Here is a 16053-nt window from a genome sequence, read left to right as displayed (position 1 = left end):
TTCTCATCTACGCTTCCAATTGCGCGTCATTGCGAGGAGCGTCGGCGACGAAGCAATCCATACCGTTTCCGCGGAGAACGTAGGGTGGGCAAAGGCGCGTTAGCGCCGTGCCACCATCTAAGCCACGTCGATACCCGGTGGGCACGCTTCCGCCTTCGCTCTTCGAGCTACGGCGGACAAGTCGCTTTGCCCACCCTACGGCCTCCCCGTCATTGCGAGGAGCGTCAGCGACGAAGCAATCCAGACTGCCTCGGCGGAAAGATTCTGGATTGCTTCGCTTCGCTCGCAATGACGGCAGTCTCATTTTGAATTTTTCTCGTGTCGCCCCGGAATGACAATGGCCGGGACGAGCCCGGCCATCGTGAAGGTAACAGACCTCGACGAACGCTTCAGGCGTGCAGGCCTTCCAATTCCTGGTGCTCGAGGATGTCGAGACCCGGATCGATCAGTTCGCCCCGCAGAAGCGCGAGAGGCGCTTTCCGATAGAGCATGAAATCGTTGAAGGGGTCCGTGATGATCTTGGTCATCCAGACGAGACCGGTCTCGACGTCGCGGATGAAGAAGAGGTGCACGGTGCGGAACAGGAGGCCGCCGATGCCCACGACCAGCCAGATCTTGGCGACCTCACGGACGAAGTCGGCCGGCGTGACCCATGGGGAGACAAGGCCGAACAGTGTCGGATCAGCATACAGCACCACCGGCGAGGCCGCCCAGATCGTCATCAGCACCACCTTGCGGCGGAGATTGTAGCCGACCTTGATCTCTTCCTTGTGCTCGTGGGTCGTCTGGTTGATGTGATCATAGCCGCGCGGCTCGAAGAAGAAGTGGCCGGCCTGGCGCGACGTCATGGAAACCAGCCAGCCGATCAGGGCCGACATCAAGGGATCGAAGAACATCATCACGTAGCCGACCATGAAGCTGACGGCACTGACGAAGTGCAGGCTCTGATTGATCCGGCTGTGGTGATAGTAGCGATGGTCATCCCAGCGCTGGATGCGGAGCTGCTCGAGGAAGTTCTTGATCATTGCGATCCTCAATGGGTGAGTCGTAGCGTCTTTTACAGGAGTCACATTACCGGCGTATGACATCATCATAATGTCATGCCACTGTCACAATCGGCAGCGGTGCAGCGTCAGCGCGGCGCATCAGGCCGCGGCGGCGATTTCCACTTTACGGAAGCGGACCAGGGAGAAGTGGCCGAGCGGCGGGATCAGGCGGCGCTCGACGAGCTCCATGCCCTTGGCGCCGACGAGCCATCGTGTGTAGCGCGACCAGGAAAACTCGGCGGTGCGGAAGCCCAGCCGGGTCACGACCGGCTGCAACTGCCGCTCGATGAAGCGGCGCATGCCGGCATCGGCGGAGACGCGGGTCAGGATGATCAATTCACCGCCCGGCCGCACCACGCGCGCGAATTCGTCCAAAGCGGCTTCCGGGTTCGGCACCGCGGTGACCACATACTGCGCCATCACCACGTCGAAGGAATTGTCCGGGAATTCGAGCTTCTCGGCGTCCATCACCGCGAGCCCCTCGATGTTCTTCAGCCGCGCTTCTGCGACGCGCTGCTTTGCTTTCTTCAGCATCGCTTCCGAAATGTCGGTGCCGAAGATGCGGACTTTCGGCGAATAGAGCGGCAGCGAGATGCCGGTGCCGACGCCGACCTCGAGCACGCGTCCGCCGATTGTGTTGGTGGCCTTGATCGCCGCATCGCGGCCCTTGGAAAACACGCCGCCGAACACGAGATCGTAGATCGGTGCCCAGCGGTCATAGGCCTGCTCGACCGACTCGCGGTCGAAATCCAACTGCCTTGCACCGTCAAGCTTCATCGTTTCCGCCATGTCCAGCTCTCACCTGTTCTGTAGTCATTCTGCAAACGTTGAGGTTCTGATCAGCCACGCACCGGGCTCGAGCCGGCAAGCACCGGCGTTGGCCGCGGCAAAAGGCCGGGCTTGAAGACCGAAAGGTTGCCGAGGAACTGCTTGGCGCAGCGCTCCCACGAGCGCTCCAGCGCAAACGCACGGCAGGTTTCGCGCGACATGGTCAGCGCGCGCAGGCATGCGGCGCGCAGATCATGGTCGAGTGCCCCGATCGGATGATCGGCGATGACATCGAGCGGACCGGTGACCGGGAAGGCCGCAACCGGCGTGCCGCAGGCGAGCGCCTCGAGCTGCACCACGCCAAAGGTGTCAGTCAGGCTCGGAAACACGAACACGTCGGCGGCGGCGATATGATCGGTCAGGTCCTTGCCGGTCTTCTCGCCCAGAAACTTCGCGGACGGAAAGCGGCGCTCCAGCTCGGCGCGTTGCGGGCCGTCGCCGATCACGACCTTGGTGCCGGGCAGATCGAGCGAGAGCAAGGCTTCCAGATTCTTCTCGACGGCGACGCGGCCGACGACGGCGAAGATCGGTCGCGGAAAATCGAGCTCGGCCGGCGTATCGGGATTGAAAAGCTTTGTGTCGACGCCGCGCGTCCAGGGACCGAGCTTGGTGAATCCCCTGCCCGCAAGCTCGGCGCGCAGCGAGTTGGTCGCGACCATGGTGATCGCGCCGGCGTTGTGAAAGCGCCGCACCACCGCATAGCCCCACGACACTGGAATGCCCGTACGCACGGAAATGTATTCGGGAAAGCGCGTGGTGTAGGACGTGGTGAAGGAAAGCCTGTGACGCAGGCAATAGGCGCGCGTCCACCAGCCGATCGGCCCTTCGGTTGCGATGTGGATCGCTTCGGGCCTCGCCGCCTCGATCCGTCGCGCGATCTCGCCGCGATTCGGCAGCGCGATGCGCAGGCCCGGATAGGTCGGCACCTGCATCGAGGGGAAGCCGTCGGGAGTCAGGAATTCGATTTCGGTGCCGAGCGTGGCGGCCGCCCGCGCCAGCGAGGTCAGCGTGCGCACCACGCCGTTAACCTGCGGCCGCCAGGCATCGGTTGCGATTAAGATCCGCATAACAGGGTCCTGAGAACTGGATTGATTCTTACGGACCCTGAAAATCGGTCAGGGATGTATCAGGCGTGTGACATCATCAAACTGTTGCAGAGTTCTTTTCGGCCACGACTACGAGCCTCGGTCGCGAAACCGTCACGAAACAATTCCCTAACGCGACGAAACCGTTTTGCGGCACATGCGCAAACCTCCCGAAACCTTTGGCCTGTAGGGATTCGGCAACGACATGCTGAACCGGCAACAAGCCGGTCAGGGCGAAACAGGGGACGACAGATGCTCAATCTCAACGCATTCGTGCGCAACTCCCACCGCACCGCCGCTCTTGCTGCCTTTACGATCGGAGCGATCGCATTCTCATGCCCGGCCGCCGCCGCTCCGCAGGCCCCGCTCTTCCCGTTCTTCCTGCTGCCGCCGCCCGTGCAGGTCGCCCCGCCGGCGGTGGAAGAACCCCAGCCGCAGGACGACAGCGCCACCTTCCAGCTTCCCGCCCGCCTGCGCCGCCAGGTCGTGGGCTATCCGACGCGCGAAGCGCCCGGCACCATCATCATCGATACTCCCAACACGTATCTCTACTACGTGCTCGGCCATGGCCAGGCGATTCGCTACGGCATCGGCGTCGGCCGCGACGGCTTCACCTGGTCGGGCGTGCAGCAGATCACCAGGAAAGCCGAGTGGCCGGATTGGACGCCGCCGCCTGAGATGATCGCCCGCCAGCCCTATCTGCCGCGCCACATGGCCGGCGGCCCCGGCAACCCGCTCGGCGCGCGCGCGATGTATCTCGGCGGCACCGAGTATCGCATCCACGGCACCAATGCGCCGGAGACGATCGGAACGCGCGTCTCATCCGGCTGCATCCGCCTCACCAATGACGACGTCACCGACCTCTATTCCCGCGTCAATGTCGGAGCCAGGGTGATCGTGCTGCCGATGAACGAGCGCCGCGCCGATCTCTCCGCCGCGATTCATTGACCGTTTGCGCATGATCGCGCCGGACAACCGCTGCACACCCCGCATCAAGTGCGGGGCAGGCTTTTTCCGGATCATGCACTGATATCAACTTATCGTAATCCGCAAAAAGGCCCCGGCATTGCCGGGGCCTTTTTCTATAAGTCCCCCAGCCATCTGGCGTGGCCTCGCCCCGCCCTGTAGAGTCGCGCTTGGAAATCAGTCCGGGGGGACGATGCAACTGCCGTTTCGGCTCAAACTTGCCCTGATCGCGGTCGGCGTGGTCGTGGCCTCGTTTTTCATAAGCCTGAAGATCATGGACTGGCTCTCGCCGGGCACGGCGATCCCGAAGGCGGCGCTGGTCCAGTTGCCGCCGCTGCCGCCTGCCACGAGCAGCTCGTTCGTGATGGCGCCGGTCTCGATTGCCCTGTCGGCGCTGCGCGATGCCGCCGAACACGCCGCGCCGCACGATTTCAACGGCAAGGCCGACAATCCTGCGGCGCAGGTCTTGCAGAACGCGGATATCGGCTGGACCGCCTCGCGCGGACCGATCGCGGCCACCGGCAGCCAGGACGTGCTATCGCTGTCGACGCCACTAACCGGCAAGATCAATGTCACGGGCTCGCTGTCGTCGAAGGCGACCGGCGCGGTCGGCGACGCCATCGGCGGGCTGCTCGGCGCCAATGCCGCCAAGCGCATCAGCAGCATCAACATCAAGTCGCTCAACGCCAACGCCGAGATCAAGGGCCTCGTCACCATCACCGCGCGGCCGAAGCTCGCGGCCACCTGGCGCGTCGAGCCGAACCTGTCGGCGCAGGTTTCTCTCGGCGACACCAGCCTCAACGTCGCCGGCGCCAAGGTCAACGTGCCGACCGAGATCAAGCCCATCATCGACAAGACCGTGGGCGAGCAGCTTAATGCCGTCGGCCAACGCGTGCGCACCGATTCGACGCTGGAGCGCGTTGCCCGCGCAGAGTGGGCCAAGGCCTGCCGCTCGGTGCCGCTGCAGGGCAGCGGCACCACGGCTTCGATGCCCGCGCTGTGGCTGGAAGTGAAGCCGACGAAGGCGCTCGCGGTGCAGCCGACCGTCGATGCCGCCAACGTCACCGTGACCATCGGCATGGAAGCGCAGACGCGCATCACGCCGACCGAGACGCGGCCCGACTGCCCGTTCCCCGACAAGATCACGATCGTGCCGCCGACGCCGGGCGGCGTCAGCATCGCCGTGCCGATCGACCTGCCCTTCACCGAGCTCAACAAGATCCTCGACGCGCAGATTGCAGGAAAGACCTATCCGGAGGACGGATCAGGGCCGGTCGACGTCACCGTGAAGCAGGCCAGCATTGCCCCGGCCGGCGATCGGCTTTTGATCTCGCTCCTGGTGCATGCGAAGGAGAAGAAGAGCTTCTTCGGCTTCGGCGCCGACGCCACGTTGCAGATCTGGGGAAGGCCTGTGCTCGATGAGGTGCAGCAGACCTTGCGCTTGACCGACATCGAGCTTGCGGTCGAATCCGAAGCCGCGTTCGGCCTGTTGGGCGCTGCCGCGCGCGCGGCGGTGCCGAGCCTGCAGGAAGCGCTGTTGCACAAGGCGAGCGTCGACCTGAAGCCATTTGCGAGCAACGCAAAAACCAAGATCGCCGCGGCAATAGCTGACCTGCAGAAGAACGAGGACGGCATCAAGGTGCAGGCCGACATCAACGCGCTAAGACTGACCAACATCGCCTTCGACGCCAAGACGCTGCGCGTCATCGCCGCCGCCGAGGGCTCGATCAGCGCGCAGATCAGCAAGCTGCCGGGGCTGTGACGTCCACCGAAGCGTAGGGTGGGCAAAGGCGAACGCGCCGTGCCCACCGTCCACGGTGTACTGCCGAGAGAAAATCGGTGGGCTCGCTTCGCTTAGCCCACCCTACGATCTCTTTATGCCTCTCCCTGCAAGCGGGGCGAGGTGAGGCAATACCACCAGCTATTTTGCGCATGGCTCGGCCGCCTTCCATAACCTGTGAGCTTTGCCGGGTTTGCCGAATGCGGCTAGAACGGCAATCGCAAACGCAAGCCCTCAACAAGAAGCCAGGGAGAAGAAGAAACCATGAGATCACTCGCAACCGCGCTCGCCACGGGACTGGCGCTCGCCGCCCTGGGCGGCCCTGCTCACGCCCAGGGTATCTCCGACGATGTCGTGAGGATCGGCGTGCTCACCGACATGTCGAGCCTCTATGCCGACGCCACCGGCAAGGGCTCGGTCGCCGCGGTCGAGATGGCGGTCGCCGACTATGGCGGCAAGGTGAAGGGCAAACCGATCGAGGTCATCTCCGCCGACCACCAGAACAAGCCCGACGTCGGCGTCTCCATCGCCCGCAACTGGTACGACAACGAGAAGGTCGACGCGATCGTCGATGTGCCCACCTCCTCGGTCGCGCTGCCGATCTCGGCGCTGACGCGCGAGAAGAACAAGATCAACATCAACTCCGGCGGCGGCTCGTCCGACATCACCGGCGTCGCCTGCTCGCCGAACACCGTGCACTATACCTACGACACCTACGCGCTCTCCCATGTCGCCGGCAAGGCGATGGTCCAGCGTGGCGAGGACACCTGGTTCTTCGTCACCGCCGACTACGCGTTCGGCATGGCGCTGGAGCGCGACGCCGCCGATGTCGTGAAAGAGAGTGGTGGCAAGGTGCTCGGCGACGTGCGCCATCCCCTGAACACCTCGGATTTCTCGTCCTTCCTGCTTCAGGCCCAGGCCTCCAAGGCCAAGGTCATCGCGCTCGCCAACGCCGGCGGCGACACCACCAACGCGCTGAAGCAGGCCGCCGAATTCGGCATCACCCAAGGCGGCCAGAAGATGATCGCGCTTCTGATGCAGATCACCGACACGCACTCCCTCGGCCTCAAGGCGACCCAGGGCCTGATCGTCACCGACGCCTTCTACTGGGACATGAACGACGAGACCCGCGCCTTCTCGAAGAGATTCATGGCGAAGGTCGGCCATATGCCGACCATGATCCAGGCCGGCCTCTATTCGGCGACCATGCATTATCTGAAGGCGATCGAGGCCATCGGCACCGACGATGCGCCGAAGGTGATGGAGCAGATGCGCAAAATGCCGATCAACGACTTCTTCGCCAAGAACGGCAAGATCCGCATCGACGGCCGCATGGTGCACGACATGTACCTGTTCCAGGTCAAGAAGCCCGAGGAATCGAAGGGCGAGTGGGACCTCTACAAGCTGATCGCTACCGTGCCTGGCGACCAGGCGTTCCGCCCGCTCGACAAGGGCGGCTGCCCGCTGGTGAAGACGAATTGATTTGCCTGTCGTTCCGGGGCGATGCGAAGCATCGAACTATGGTGCGCAATTGCGCACCTGAGAACCTCGAGATTCCGGGTTCATCGCTGCGCGATGCCCCGGAACGACGGAAAACAAAAACGCGCCCGGCTTTCCGGGCGCGTTTTGTTTCAAACCCAGGCTCAAGTCCCTTCGAACTTGAATGAGATGTTGAGCTTGGCGCGATAGGCTTCCACCTTGCCCTTGTTGTCGAGCTGCATGTCGAGTTCGACAACCTCGGCGACCCGAAGGTCGCGGAGCGTTTTTGCGGCTTGCTCGACCGCGCCCGCGGCGGCCTTCTCCCAGGATTCCTTGCTGGTACCGATCAGCTCGATCACCTTGTAGACGCTGTCAGTCATTACGTCCTCCCGTTCGGTATGAAGCCGGCAGGCAGCAGGAAGCTCCTGCCGGCATCGAGCCTAACATCGCTACATCGGCGCCGAAAGGATGCGGCGCAGCCTTGCAACCACGGGATGCGGCGAGGCGCAAAAAAAACGCGCCCACTTTTTTGGGCGCGTCTTGTTTCAGCCGGTCAATTCGCCACACTTACTCGGTCGAGTATTTGAACTCCGGCATGTTTTTCAGCTCATCCTTCGCGGCGTTGAAGACGGCGTGATCCGGATACCAGGGATTGGGCTTCGGCGGAGCTGCCGCCGGCGCATTGCTGGTTGAGCCCGTGGTCGTGGTTGATGGCGGCTTCGCCATGCCTCCCGGGCTGGTTGCGCCGCCGCCCGTGTTGGAGGCGGTGGTAGGGGGGGCCACCGGCTCGCTGGTGAACTTGACCTTGTCGTAGGGTACGGCGACCAGCCGCGCGCCCATGCCAAGGAAGCCGCCGACGCTGATCACGGCCGCCTTGATGCTCCCGCTCTTGTCCATCAAGAGCTCGTTGATCGATCCGATATTCTCGTTCTTGTCGTTGTAGACGTTGAGACCGACCATCTTCGAGGCGCGCCAATCGCCTTTATACGAACTGTCGGAAGCGTTGGCTGTCGTACTTGTGCCCGGCGTCGTCGAGGTCTCCGCCGCGAACGCGGCACTCGCAACCAGCAAGGAACCAGCCACAGCGGCCGCAAGATATTTTGCTAACATCTGGATTCTCCTTGATCAGAAACTGATGAGGAGAAAACCCGGATCACGCGCGCACAGTTCCGCGAAACCGCCCTGATTTTGAAGCTGCAGAGCGGCAAGATGAGTTCCCGAAACCGCGTGCGGCGCAGAACGAAAACAGCAGCCGCCCTTCCTTTTTTTCGAAAAGACGGTTTGCGTGGAAGAGGCGTCGCCTCGAAACGATCAGGAGTTGTAGTGGATCAGGAGCACCGAGATCGACGCACTGCCGCTCCATATGCTCGACGAACGGCTGCCGTCATCAAACGTCGACGACGACAGCGATGCCTTTCGATCGCGAACGCAATCGTGCAGGCCCATGGCGGCGCGCTTTCGCTGCACGATCGACAGCCGCACGGGCTCAGGGTGCGAGTTCTGCTACCGTTGATGCAGCCGAGCCAGCGCTCGGCGGCGTGATCTGGGCAATTGTTGGAGCAGGTGATCAGGCAGCCATCGGCCGCTCCGCCTCGTGCTCGTCGAAGATCGCGATCGCCTCGAAGCGGTAGTCGCAGGACCAGCAGTGCCAGAGATAGCAGGCGCGTCCTTCGCTCGTTTCAACCCACTCCGGCATCGCGATCGGCTTGCCACATTGCGCACAGGGATTCTTCCGGGGCAAATCATACAGACCGGTTCGCGGCATGACGCACACTCCCTCTTTGCTTGGCTCTTTCGAGCGCTTTGCTTGGCTCTTTCGAGCGTGCTTGGCGGTTGCGAGCGAAACGTTGACGAGCGAGACGTTCGTTTCGACAGTGCATGAATGAGTCAGGACTGTTGTCGCAACATCCACCTGCCCGGATATTATAGCTCGCATTGAGACTTTTGCACGACGAACTGTTGTCGCAGGCGCAGCGGTTGCTTCGAACTTTAATGTTTGGATGCGCGGGGCCAACGCGAAGTTGAATCGATACAGACGATTCATCTCACATTGTCGATTGCGCGCGTGCCCGATTTTGGCCACATCTGCGCCGTTGAACGCAGCAGGCGCGGCGCAAGGAGTTCATACGCCCGCGCACCTGCCGGGGGTTCCGTTTGACAAAGCATTGGCCGAGATCGGCGAGCGTCGCTGCCCTGGCAGTGTTGACCTTGGTAGCGCTACCGCTGGTGCGCACGGCCCAAGCCGGCGCCAGCGACTATGATGCCCTGGTCGCAAAGCACGCCTTGGCCAATCATGTGCCTGCAGCCCTGGTGCATCGCGTGATTCAGCGCGAGAGCAAATATCACCCTGATCTGGTCGGCCATGGCGGCACGATCGGGTTGATGCAGATCAAGGTCGAGACCGCAAGGGGCCTCGGTTACACCGGCGACGCCAAAGGCCTGCGCGATCCCGACACCAATCTCACCTATGGCGTGAAGTATCTCGCCGGCGCCTACCGCGCCGCCGAAGGCGACCACGCCCGCGCCATGCATTATTATGCAGCCGGCTATTACGAAGCCGCGAAGCGGCTGCGGCTCGAATTGGCAGAAGGCAAGCGTTTCGAGGCGAACGGCAATCCACAACCGCCGCTTGCCGGTGATGCACCGCGAAAACGGCCCGCGAAGGGCACCACGGTCGCCCGCGCCCAGATTTCGCGGCCATTATCGATTGTTCCCGCCGGTGCAAAGGCGGCCCAGGCGCGTTGACACCCAAATCCAAGAGCCTACATTAGCCCTCGTTCCGAGGGGAGCTCCGAGGAGGAGCTGAGATACCGCACACCTGGATGGACGTCCGGGACCGCGGTGACCCTTTGAACCTGATCCGGGTCATGCCGGCGAAGGGACAGGGATGTACCAGAACAAGAATGCTAGCGGGGAATCTCCCGTTTCCATCATCGGGGCAGGCGTCGGCGGCGCCTGGCAGGCGTTGCTGTTTGCGCAAGCCGGCTACGCCGTGACAGTGCATGAGCGCAGTGACGCCGCGATGACGGAATCCACGAGCCATTGGGCCGGCGGTATGCTCGCGCCCTGGTGCGAGGCGGAATCCTCCGAGCCGGTGATCTCTAGGCTCGGCGTCCGATCGCTCGATCTGTGGCGGACGCACTTCCCGCAGACGCCGTTCAACGGCTCGCTGGTGGTAGCGCATGCGCGCGACCGCACCGATTTCGAGCGCTTTGCGAAGCTCACGACCAATCACCGGCGGCTCGATGCATGCGCCTTGAGCGAGCTCGAGCCGGCGCTGGAAGGCCGCTTCCGCGAAGGCCTGTTCTATCCCGACGAAGGCCATGTCGAGCCGCGCCGCATGCTTCCCGCGCTGCATGCAGCCATCGCGAAAGCCGGCGGCACCATCGCGTTCAACAGCAAGGTCGAGGCTGACGATCTCGACGGCATCGTGATCGATTGCCGCGGCGTCGCCGCGCGTGACAAGCAAAGCGACATCCGCGGCGTCAAGGGCGAGATGATCGTGATCGAGACGAGCGAACTTGATCTCGCTCGCCCGGTGCGGCTGATCCATCCGCGATTTCCCCTCTACGTGATCCCGCGCGGCGACGGCCGCTTCATGCTGGGCGCGACCTCGATCGAGAGCGAGGACACCGGCGTCAGCGTCCGCTCGGCGCTCGAGCTGTTGGGGACGGCCTACGCGGTGCATCCGGCCTTTGGCGAGGCGCGCATTGTCGAATTCGGCTCAGGACTGCGTCCCGCGTTTCCCGACAATCTGCCGCGAATCTCGATCGATCAGGACAGGATCGCGGTGAACGGACTTTATCGTCACGGCTTTCTGCTGGCGCCGGCGCTCGCGGAGCTGACGCTCGGCTATGTCGAGCGTGGCGTGATCGACAATGAGGTGATGCGATGCGCGTGACTGTGAACGGCGAGAGCCGCGAGATTTCCTCGGCCAGCGTGGATGCGCTGCTCGGCGAGCTCGAATACGAGGGTACGCATTTCGCGATCGCGCTGAATTACGACGTGGTGCCGAAGGGCCGCTGGGCGGAGACCGAATTGAAGGCCGGCGACGAGATCGAGATCATCACGCCGCGACAGGGAGGCTAGGTTTCGTCATACAAGCCCGGCCATGACGAAGAGCAGAAGCAGAGCAAGAAAATGGTGCGGTTCTACGATAAAGAATTCCCCTCCCGCCTCCTGGTCGGCAGTGCGCTCTATCCCTCGCCTGCGATCATGCAGGCGGCGATCCGCAGCTCCGGCGCAAACATTGTCACGGTATCGCTCAGGCGCGAGGCTGCCGGCGGCAAGACCGGCGATGCGTTCTGGAAGCTGATCCGCGAGCTCGACGTGACCGTGCTGCCGAACACGGCCGGCTGCCGCAGCGTGCGCGAGGCCGTGACCACGGCGAAGCTCGCGCGGGAATTGTTCGCGACGAGCTGGATCAAGCTCGAGGTGATCGCCGACAACGACACGCTGCAGCCGGATGTCGTTGGGCTCGTCGAAGCCGCGACCATCCTGATCAAGGACGGCTTCGAGGTGTTTCCCTATTGCACCGAAGACTTGTCCGTCGCGACACGGCTGGTCGACGCCGGGTGCAAGGTGGTGATGCCGTGGGCTGCGCCGATCGGCAGCGCGAAGGGTATCATCAACCGCGACGCCTTGAGACTGCTGCGCGATCGCCTGAGCGATATCACGCTGGTGGTCGATGCCGGCATCGGCGCGCCCTCGCATGCGGCCGAAGCGCTCGAGCTCGGCTATGACGCCGTGCTGCTCAACACCGCGATCGCGAAAGCCGCCGACCCAGTCGGCATGGCGAACGCCTTCCGCCTCGGCGTCGAGGCCGGCCGCGCTGCGTATGAAGCCGGGCTGATGGAAGCCCGCGATTTCGCCTCTCCGTCCACGCCTGTTATAGGGACCCCGTTCTGGCATGCCGTATCCTGATCGCCACGCGTATCCTGACCGCTTTTATCCCGTCGTCGACAGCGTCGCCTGGGTCGCGCGCCTTGCAAGACTTGGCGTCGGCACCATTCAGTTGCGCGCGAAGAACCTCAACCACGCGGACGCGCTCGCGATCGTGCGCGAGGCGCTGGCGGTGACCAAGGGTACCGGCACCAGGCTTGTCGTGAACGATTACTGGCGCGCGGCGATCGAAGCGAAGGCGCAGCATCTGCATCTCGGCCAGGAGGATCTTGCTGACGCCGACCTGAAAGCGATCCGCGCGGCTGGCCTCTCACTCGGCATCTCGACGCACGACGATGAGGAACTCGCGACCGCGCTCGCCGCCAAGCCCGACTATGTCGCGCTCGGCCCGATCTTCTTCACCACGCTGAAGTCGATGCGCTTTGCGCCGCAGGGCGTTCCGAAGATCACCGAATGGAAGAAGCGGGTCGGCTCCATCCCCCTTGTTGCGATCGGCGGCATCAAGTTCGAGCACGCCGCCGACATCTTTGCCGCCGGCGCCGATTCGATCGCCGTCGTGTCCGACGTCACCCAGAACGCCGACCCCGATGCACGGGTCAGACAATGGCTTGGCGCTTCAGCCAAAGCCGCATGAACGAGATTTCAAGGAGGAACATCATGAACATTCGCTCCAATCCCGACACGACCAGGCCCGCCGTCACCACGGGACCGCTGCCCGCGTCGCGCAAGATTTTTGCCAGCCCCGACGCCGCGCCTGATCTCAAGGTGCCGCTCCGCGAGATCATCCTCTCGGAAGGCGCGGGCGAGCCGAACCTGCCGGTCTACGACACCTCCGGTCCCTACACGGACCCCTCCGTCACCATCGACGTCAATGCCGGCCTGCCGCGCAACCGCATCGCCTGGGTGAAGGAGCGCGGCGGTGTCGAGGAGTATGAGGGCCGCACCATCAAGGCGGAAGACAACGGCAACGTCGGCGCGGCGCACGCAGCGAAGGCGTTCACCGCGCATCACAAGCCGCTGCGCGGGCTCGACGGCCACAAGATCACGCAGCTCGAATTCGCCCGCGCCGGCATCATCACCAAGGAGATGATCTATGTCGCCGAGCGCGAAAATCTCGGCCGCAAGCAACAGCTCGAGCGCGCAGAGGCCGCACTCGCCGACGGCGAGAGCTTTGGCGCCGCGGTGCCGGCGTTCATCACGCCGGAGTTCGTGCGCAGCGAGATCGCGCGCGGGCGGGCGATCATTCCTTCCAACATCAACCACGCCGAGCTCGAGCCGATGATCATCGGCCGGAACTTCCTGACCAAGATCAACGCCAATATCGGCAACTCGGCGGTGACGTCGTCAGTCGAGGAAGAGGTCGACAAGATGGTGTGGGCGATCCGCTGGGGCGCCGACACCGTGATGGACCTCTCCACGGGCCGCAACATCCACACCACGCGCGAATGGATCCTGCGCAACTCGCCGGTGCCGATCGGCACCGTGCCGATCTATCAGGCGCTGGAGAAGTGCAACGGCGATCCGGTGCAACTCACCTGGGAGCTCTACAAGGACACGCTGATCGAGCAGTGCGAGCAGGGCGTGGATTATTTCACCATCCATGCCGGCGTCCGGCTGCCCTATATCCACCTCACCGCCAATCGCGTCACCGGCATCGTCTCGCGCGGCGGCTCGATCATGGCGAAGTGGTGCCTGGCGCATCACAAGGAAAGCTTCCTCTACACGCACTTCGACGAGATCTGCGACCTCATGCGCAAGTACGACGTCTCGTTCTCGCTCGGCGACGGCCTGCGTCCCGGCTCGATTGCGGACGCCAACGACCGCGCGCAATTTGCGGAGCTCGAGACGCTCGGCGAACTGACCAAGATCGCCTGGGACAAGGGCTGCCAGGTCATGATCGAGGGCCCGGGCCATATTCCGATGCACAAGATCAAGATCAACATGGACAAGCAGCTCCAGGAGTGCGGCGAGGCTCCGTTCTATACGCTGGGGCCGCTGACGACCGACATCGCGCCGGGCTATGACCACATCACCTCAGGGATCGGCGCCGCCATGATCGGCTGGTTCGGCTGCGCCATGCTCTGCTACGTCACGCCGAAGGAGCATCTGGGCCTGCCCGATCGCAATGACGTGAAGAGCGGTGTCATCACCTACAAGATCGCGGCTCACGCCGCCGATCTCGCCAAGGGCCACCCCGCGGCGCAGCTTCGCGACGACGCGCTCTCCCGCGCGCGTTTCGACTTCCGCTGGGAAGACCAGTTCAACCTCGGTCTCGACCCCGAGACCGCGCGCAGCTTCCACGACGAGACCTTGCCGAAGGAAGCGCACAAGGTCGCGCATTTCTGCTCGATGTGCGGCCCGAAATTCTGCTCGATGAAGATCACCCAGGACGTCCGCGACTACGCGGCGAGCCTGAACGACAAGGAGCAGGGCATGGCGCAAATGAGTGCCAAGTTTAAGGAGATGGGGGAGCAGGTGTATCTGGATGCGGAGAAGGTGAGGGAGAGCAATCGGGTGTTGTGAGGGCGACACCGGCCACCACTGCTCACATCATCATGCCCCGGGGCTCGACCCGGGCACCCATAGGACAACGAAGGGTCGGGCGAAAGCCCGGCCTTTCCTATTTTTCCTTTGGTTGCTAAACTATCATTCTCTACTTTTGAGACCACGCGGCATACCATTCACGAATTTTCTCTTCATGTTTCATCTGGACGATCTCCGCAAGATCACGCGAGCTACTGGCTTCATTCACACGCTTTCAAGCATTGTTGTGAACGAGTCGATTTTCTATTCAGCCCACCAGATCAAGACCCGCAACCGTTTCGATCTGATCTCGTTTAATGAGGTCGCCCTCCTACTAAGTTTGATGTCTGAGGCTCCGCTCGACCTTTCGTTCCCGGACTCACATGAAGCCGCACGACAATATCAAGCGTGCAAGGCAGCCTTAGACGCCCTGCACGATGAGATATCTTCTTTTTCAAGAGGCGACAAAATAGAAGACCTCTTTACCGCGGGGCAACACTTCATCGAACCAATATTCTACGCTGCAGGAGCAGGATTTTGGTTCGATTATCTGTCCCTTGCCCCGCGCCTCTATGAACTCGACAAACAATTTCTTTTCGAGAGAGGCTACGAAATTGAAGAATTCTCAGCCCTGCTTCGTGAAATGCAGGCAATCTTCAAGACGCGCCTTAGAGATTTCATTCGCGAGCAGCGGAAAAACATAAGAAAGATCGGACTGGTTGCCAGCCCATTCGTCTGTTTCGTTTTCTCACCTTCTGACATCCCTCAGGCCCAGATAGACACCTACAAAAAATTTATTGATAGATTTTCGGTGGAGTTTGGCAAAGGTCCGATCGTAAAGGACCCGCTCGATTATCATCCATGCAAAGCGCGCCCAGCCCTACGCCTTTCGGACACCCAAATATTTGTTCCGCTTGTTCCAATGCTCTGTGAGCAATTGTATGAGTCTCCCTTCTATACGATCGCCCAAGACAAATCATATTTTGCGAGCAATGCGAACAATCGTGGCTTGGCATCTGAGCTGATGCTCGGCGAGATATTGCGACCAATTGAGCATCTTGAGCTAATTCGGGACGTAAAAGTAAAGTACCACGGCAGCGAAATTGGCCAGATCGACTTAGTCGCGGTTTTTGGTGCTGCCGCTATCATCTTCGAGGTAAAGACAAAAAGGCTTACACAAGCCTCAAAAAGTGGAAGTACCAAGGATCTTATCAATGACATTCAAGCAGGTATTTTAGAGGCGCAGCGACAACTCGCTGGAATTAAGTCAGCTCTCCTTTCAAAAGCATATGACAATATTTCGTGGGGATGTCCCGGGTTCTGTTGAATTTCTGAAGAGGTCGGCGTTGCCCACCTTGAGCCGGTAGGCTCGGGGTGCTGATTCCACAAAGGAGAGCAACGCCATGACGAGAGATATCACCCCGGCTGGTTTGCCGGCGACCGG

16 protein-coding genes and 1 riboswitch are annotated in these 16053 nt (G+C 62.2%); of the genes, 10 read left to right on the top strand and 6 right to left on the bottom strand.

The window, feature by feature from the left end:
* Positions 1 to 389: 389 nt before the first annotated feature.
* From VKR55_RS10595 to VKR55_RS10585, 3 genes are all read right to left on the bottom strand, one after another.
* Positions 390 to 1025, bottom strand: coding sequence for a hypothetical protein (locus VKR55_RS10595; protein WP_324402611.1), 636 nt, complete (start codon positions 1023 to 1025; stop codon positions 390 to 392).
* Positions 1026 to 1145: 120 nt separating this feature from the next.
* Positions 1146 to 1835, bottom strand: coding sequence for a class I SAM-dependent methyltransferase (locus VKR55_RS10590; RefSeq protein ID WP_324402609.1), 690 nt, complete (start codon positions 1833 to 1835; stop codon positions 1146 to 1148).
* A gap of 50 nt (positions 1836 to 1885) precedes the next feature.
* Positions 1886 to 2941: a glycosyltransferase family 4 protein gene (locus VKR55_RS10585; RefSeq protein WP_324402607.1), complete on the bottom strand. Its 1056-nt coding sequence runs from the start codon at positions 2939 to 2941 to the stop codon at positions 1886 to 1888.
* A gap of 270 nt (positions 2942 to 3211) precedes the next feature.
* Between VKR55_RS10585 and VKR55_RS10580 the strand changes: the two genes are divergently transcribed.
* The 3 genes from VKR55_RS10580 (at position 3212) to VKR55_RS10570 (ending at position 7187) form a co-directional block, all read left to right on the top strand.
* Positions 3212 to 3907, top strand: coding sequence for a L,D-transpeptidase (locus VKR55_RS10580; RefSeq protein ID WP_324402605.1), 696 nt, complete (start codon positions 3212 to 3214; stop codon positions 3905 to 3907).
* A 211-nt stretch (positions 3908 to 4118) separates the two neighbouring features.
* Positions 4119 to 5687, top strand: coding sequence for a DUF4403 family protein (locus VKR55_RS10575; protein WP_324402603.1), 1569 nt, complete (start codon positions 4119 to 4121; stop codon positions 5685 to 5687).
* A 282-nt stretch (positions 5688 to 5969) separates the two neighbouring features.
* Complete coding sequence (locus VKR55_RS10570) at positions 5970 to 7187, top strand: ABC transporter substrate-binding protein (protein WP_324402601.1); 1218 nt, start codon at positions 5970 to 5972, stop codon at positions 7185 to 7187.
* Positions 7188 to 7348: 161 nt separating this feature from the next.
* On the opposite strand, the gene VKR55_RS10565 is transcribed toward VKR55_RS10570, so the two are convergent.
* The 3 genes from VKR55_RS10565 to VKR55_RS10550 all read right to left on the bottom strand — a co-directional run bounded on the left by VKR55_RS10565 (position 7349) and on the right by VKR55_RS10550 (position 8949).
* The gene (locus VKR55_RS10565) at positions 7349 to 7564 is read right to left on the bottom strand and encodes a dodecin family protein (RefSeq protein WP_324402599.1); all 216 of its coding nucleotides are present in this window, start codon (positions 7562 to 7564) and stop codon (positions 7349 to 7351) included.
* Positions 7565 to 7751: 187 nt separating this feature from the next.
* A complete protein-coding gene (locus VKR55_RS10560; RefSeq protein WP_324402597.1) occupies positions 7752 to 8294 on the bottom strand; it encodes a PRC-barrel domain-containing protein in 543 nt (180 codons plus the stop codon).
* A gap of 457 nt (positions 8295 to 8751) precedes the next feature.
* Positions 8752 to 8949: a hypothetical protein gene (locus tag VKR55_RS10550; RefSeq protein WP_324402595.1), complete on the bottom strand. Its 198-nt coding sequence runs from the start codon at positions 8947 to 8949 to the stop codon at positions 8752 to 8754.
* A 443-nt stretch (positions 8950 to 9392) separates the two neighbouring features.
* Between VKR55_RS10550 and VKR55_RS10545 the strand changes: the two genes are divergently transcribed.
* The 7 genes from VKR55_RS10545 (at position 9393) to VKR55_RS10515 (ending at position 15936) form a co-directional block, all read left to right on the top strand.
* Positions 9393 to 9929 (top strand): transglycosylase SLT domain-containing protein, encoded by a 537-nt coding sequence (locus VKR55_RS10545; RefSeq protein WP_324402593.1) that lies wholly within the window; start codon positions 9393 to 9395, stop codon positions 9927 to 9929.
* Between the two features lie 27 nt (positions 9930 to 9956).
* Positions 9957 to 10084, top strand: a riboswitch (TPP riboswitch).
* Positions 10072 to 11085, top strand: coding sequence for an FAD-dependent oxidoreductase (locus VKR55_RS10540; RefSeq protein WP_324402591.1), 1014 nt, complete (start codon positions 10072 to 10074; stop codon positions 11083 to 11085). It overlaps the preceding riboswitch by 13 nt.
* Complete coding sequence (gene thiS / locus VKR55_RS10535; protein WP_324402589.1) at positions 11076 to 11273, top strand: sulfur carrier protein ThiS; 198 nt, start codon at positions 11076 to 11078, stop codon at positions 11271 to 11273. Before VKR55_RS10540 ends, thiS begins: the two co-directional genes overlap by 10 nt.
* A gap of 51 nt (positions 11274 to 11324) precedes the next feature.
* Entirely contained in the window at positions 11325 to 12107 is a 783-nt protein-coding gene (locus VKR55_RS10530; RefSeq protein WP_324402587.1) for a thiazole synthase, read from the top strand.
* Positions 12094 to 12720, top strand: coding sequence for a thiamine phosphate synthase (locus VKR55_RS10525; protein ID WP_324402585.1), 627 nt, complete (start codon positions 12094 to 12096; stop codon positions 12718 to 12720). Before VKR55_RS10530 ends, VKR55_RS10525 begins: the two co-directional genes overlap by 14 nt.
* 23 nt (positions 12721 to 12743) lie before the next feature.
* On the top strand, positions 12744 to 14609 hold the full coding sequence (gene thiC / locus VKR55_RS10520) for a phosphomethylpyrimidine synthase ThiC (protein ID WP_324402583.1): 1866 nt from the start codon (positions 12744 to 12746) through the stop codon (positions 14607 to 14609).
* Positions 14610 to 14784: 175 nt separating this feature from the next.
* Complete coding sequence (locus tag VKR55_RS10515; RefSeq protein ID WP_324402581.1) at positions 14785 to 15936, top strand: nuclease-related domain-containing protein; 1152 nt, start codon at positions 14785 to 14787, stop codon at positions 15934 to 15936.
* Positions 15937 to 16053 lie beyond the last annotated feature (117 nt).

Source organism: Bradyrhizobium sp. (assembly GCF_035309285.1).
Taxonomy (GTDB): Bacteria; Pseudomonadota; Alphaproteobacteria; order Rhizobiales; family Xanthobacteraceae; genus Bradyrhizobium.
The sequence above is the reverse complement of the archived record's forward strand: the minus strand, read 5'-3'. Positions and strand labels throughout refer to the sequence as shown.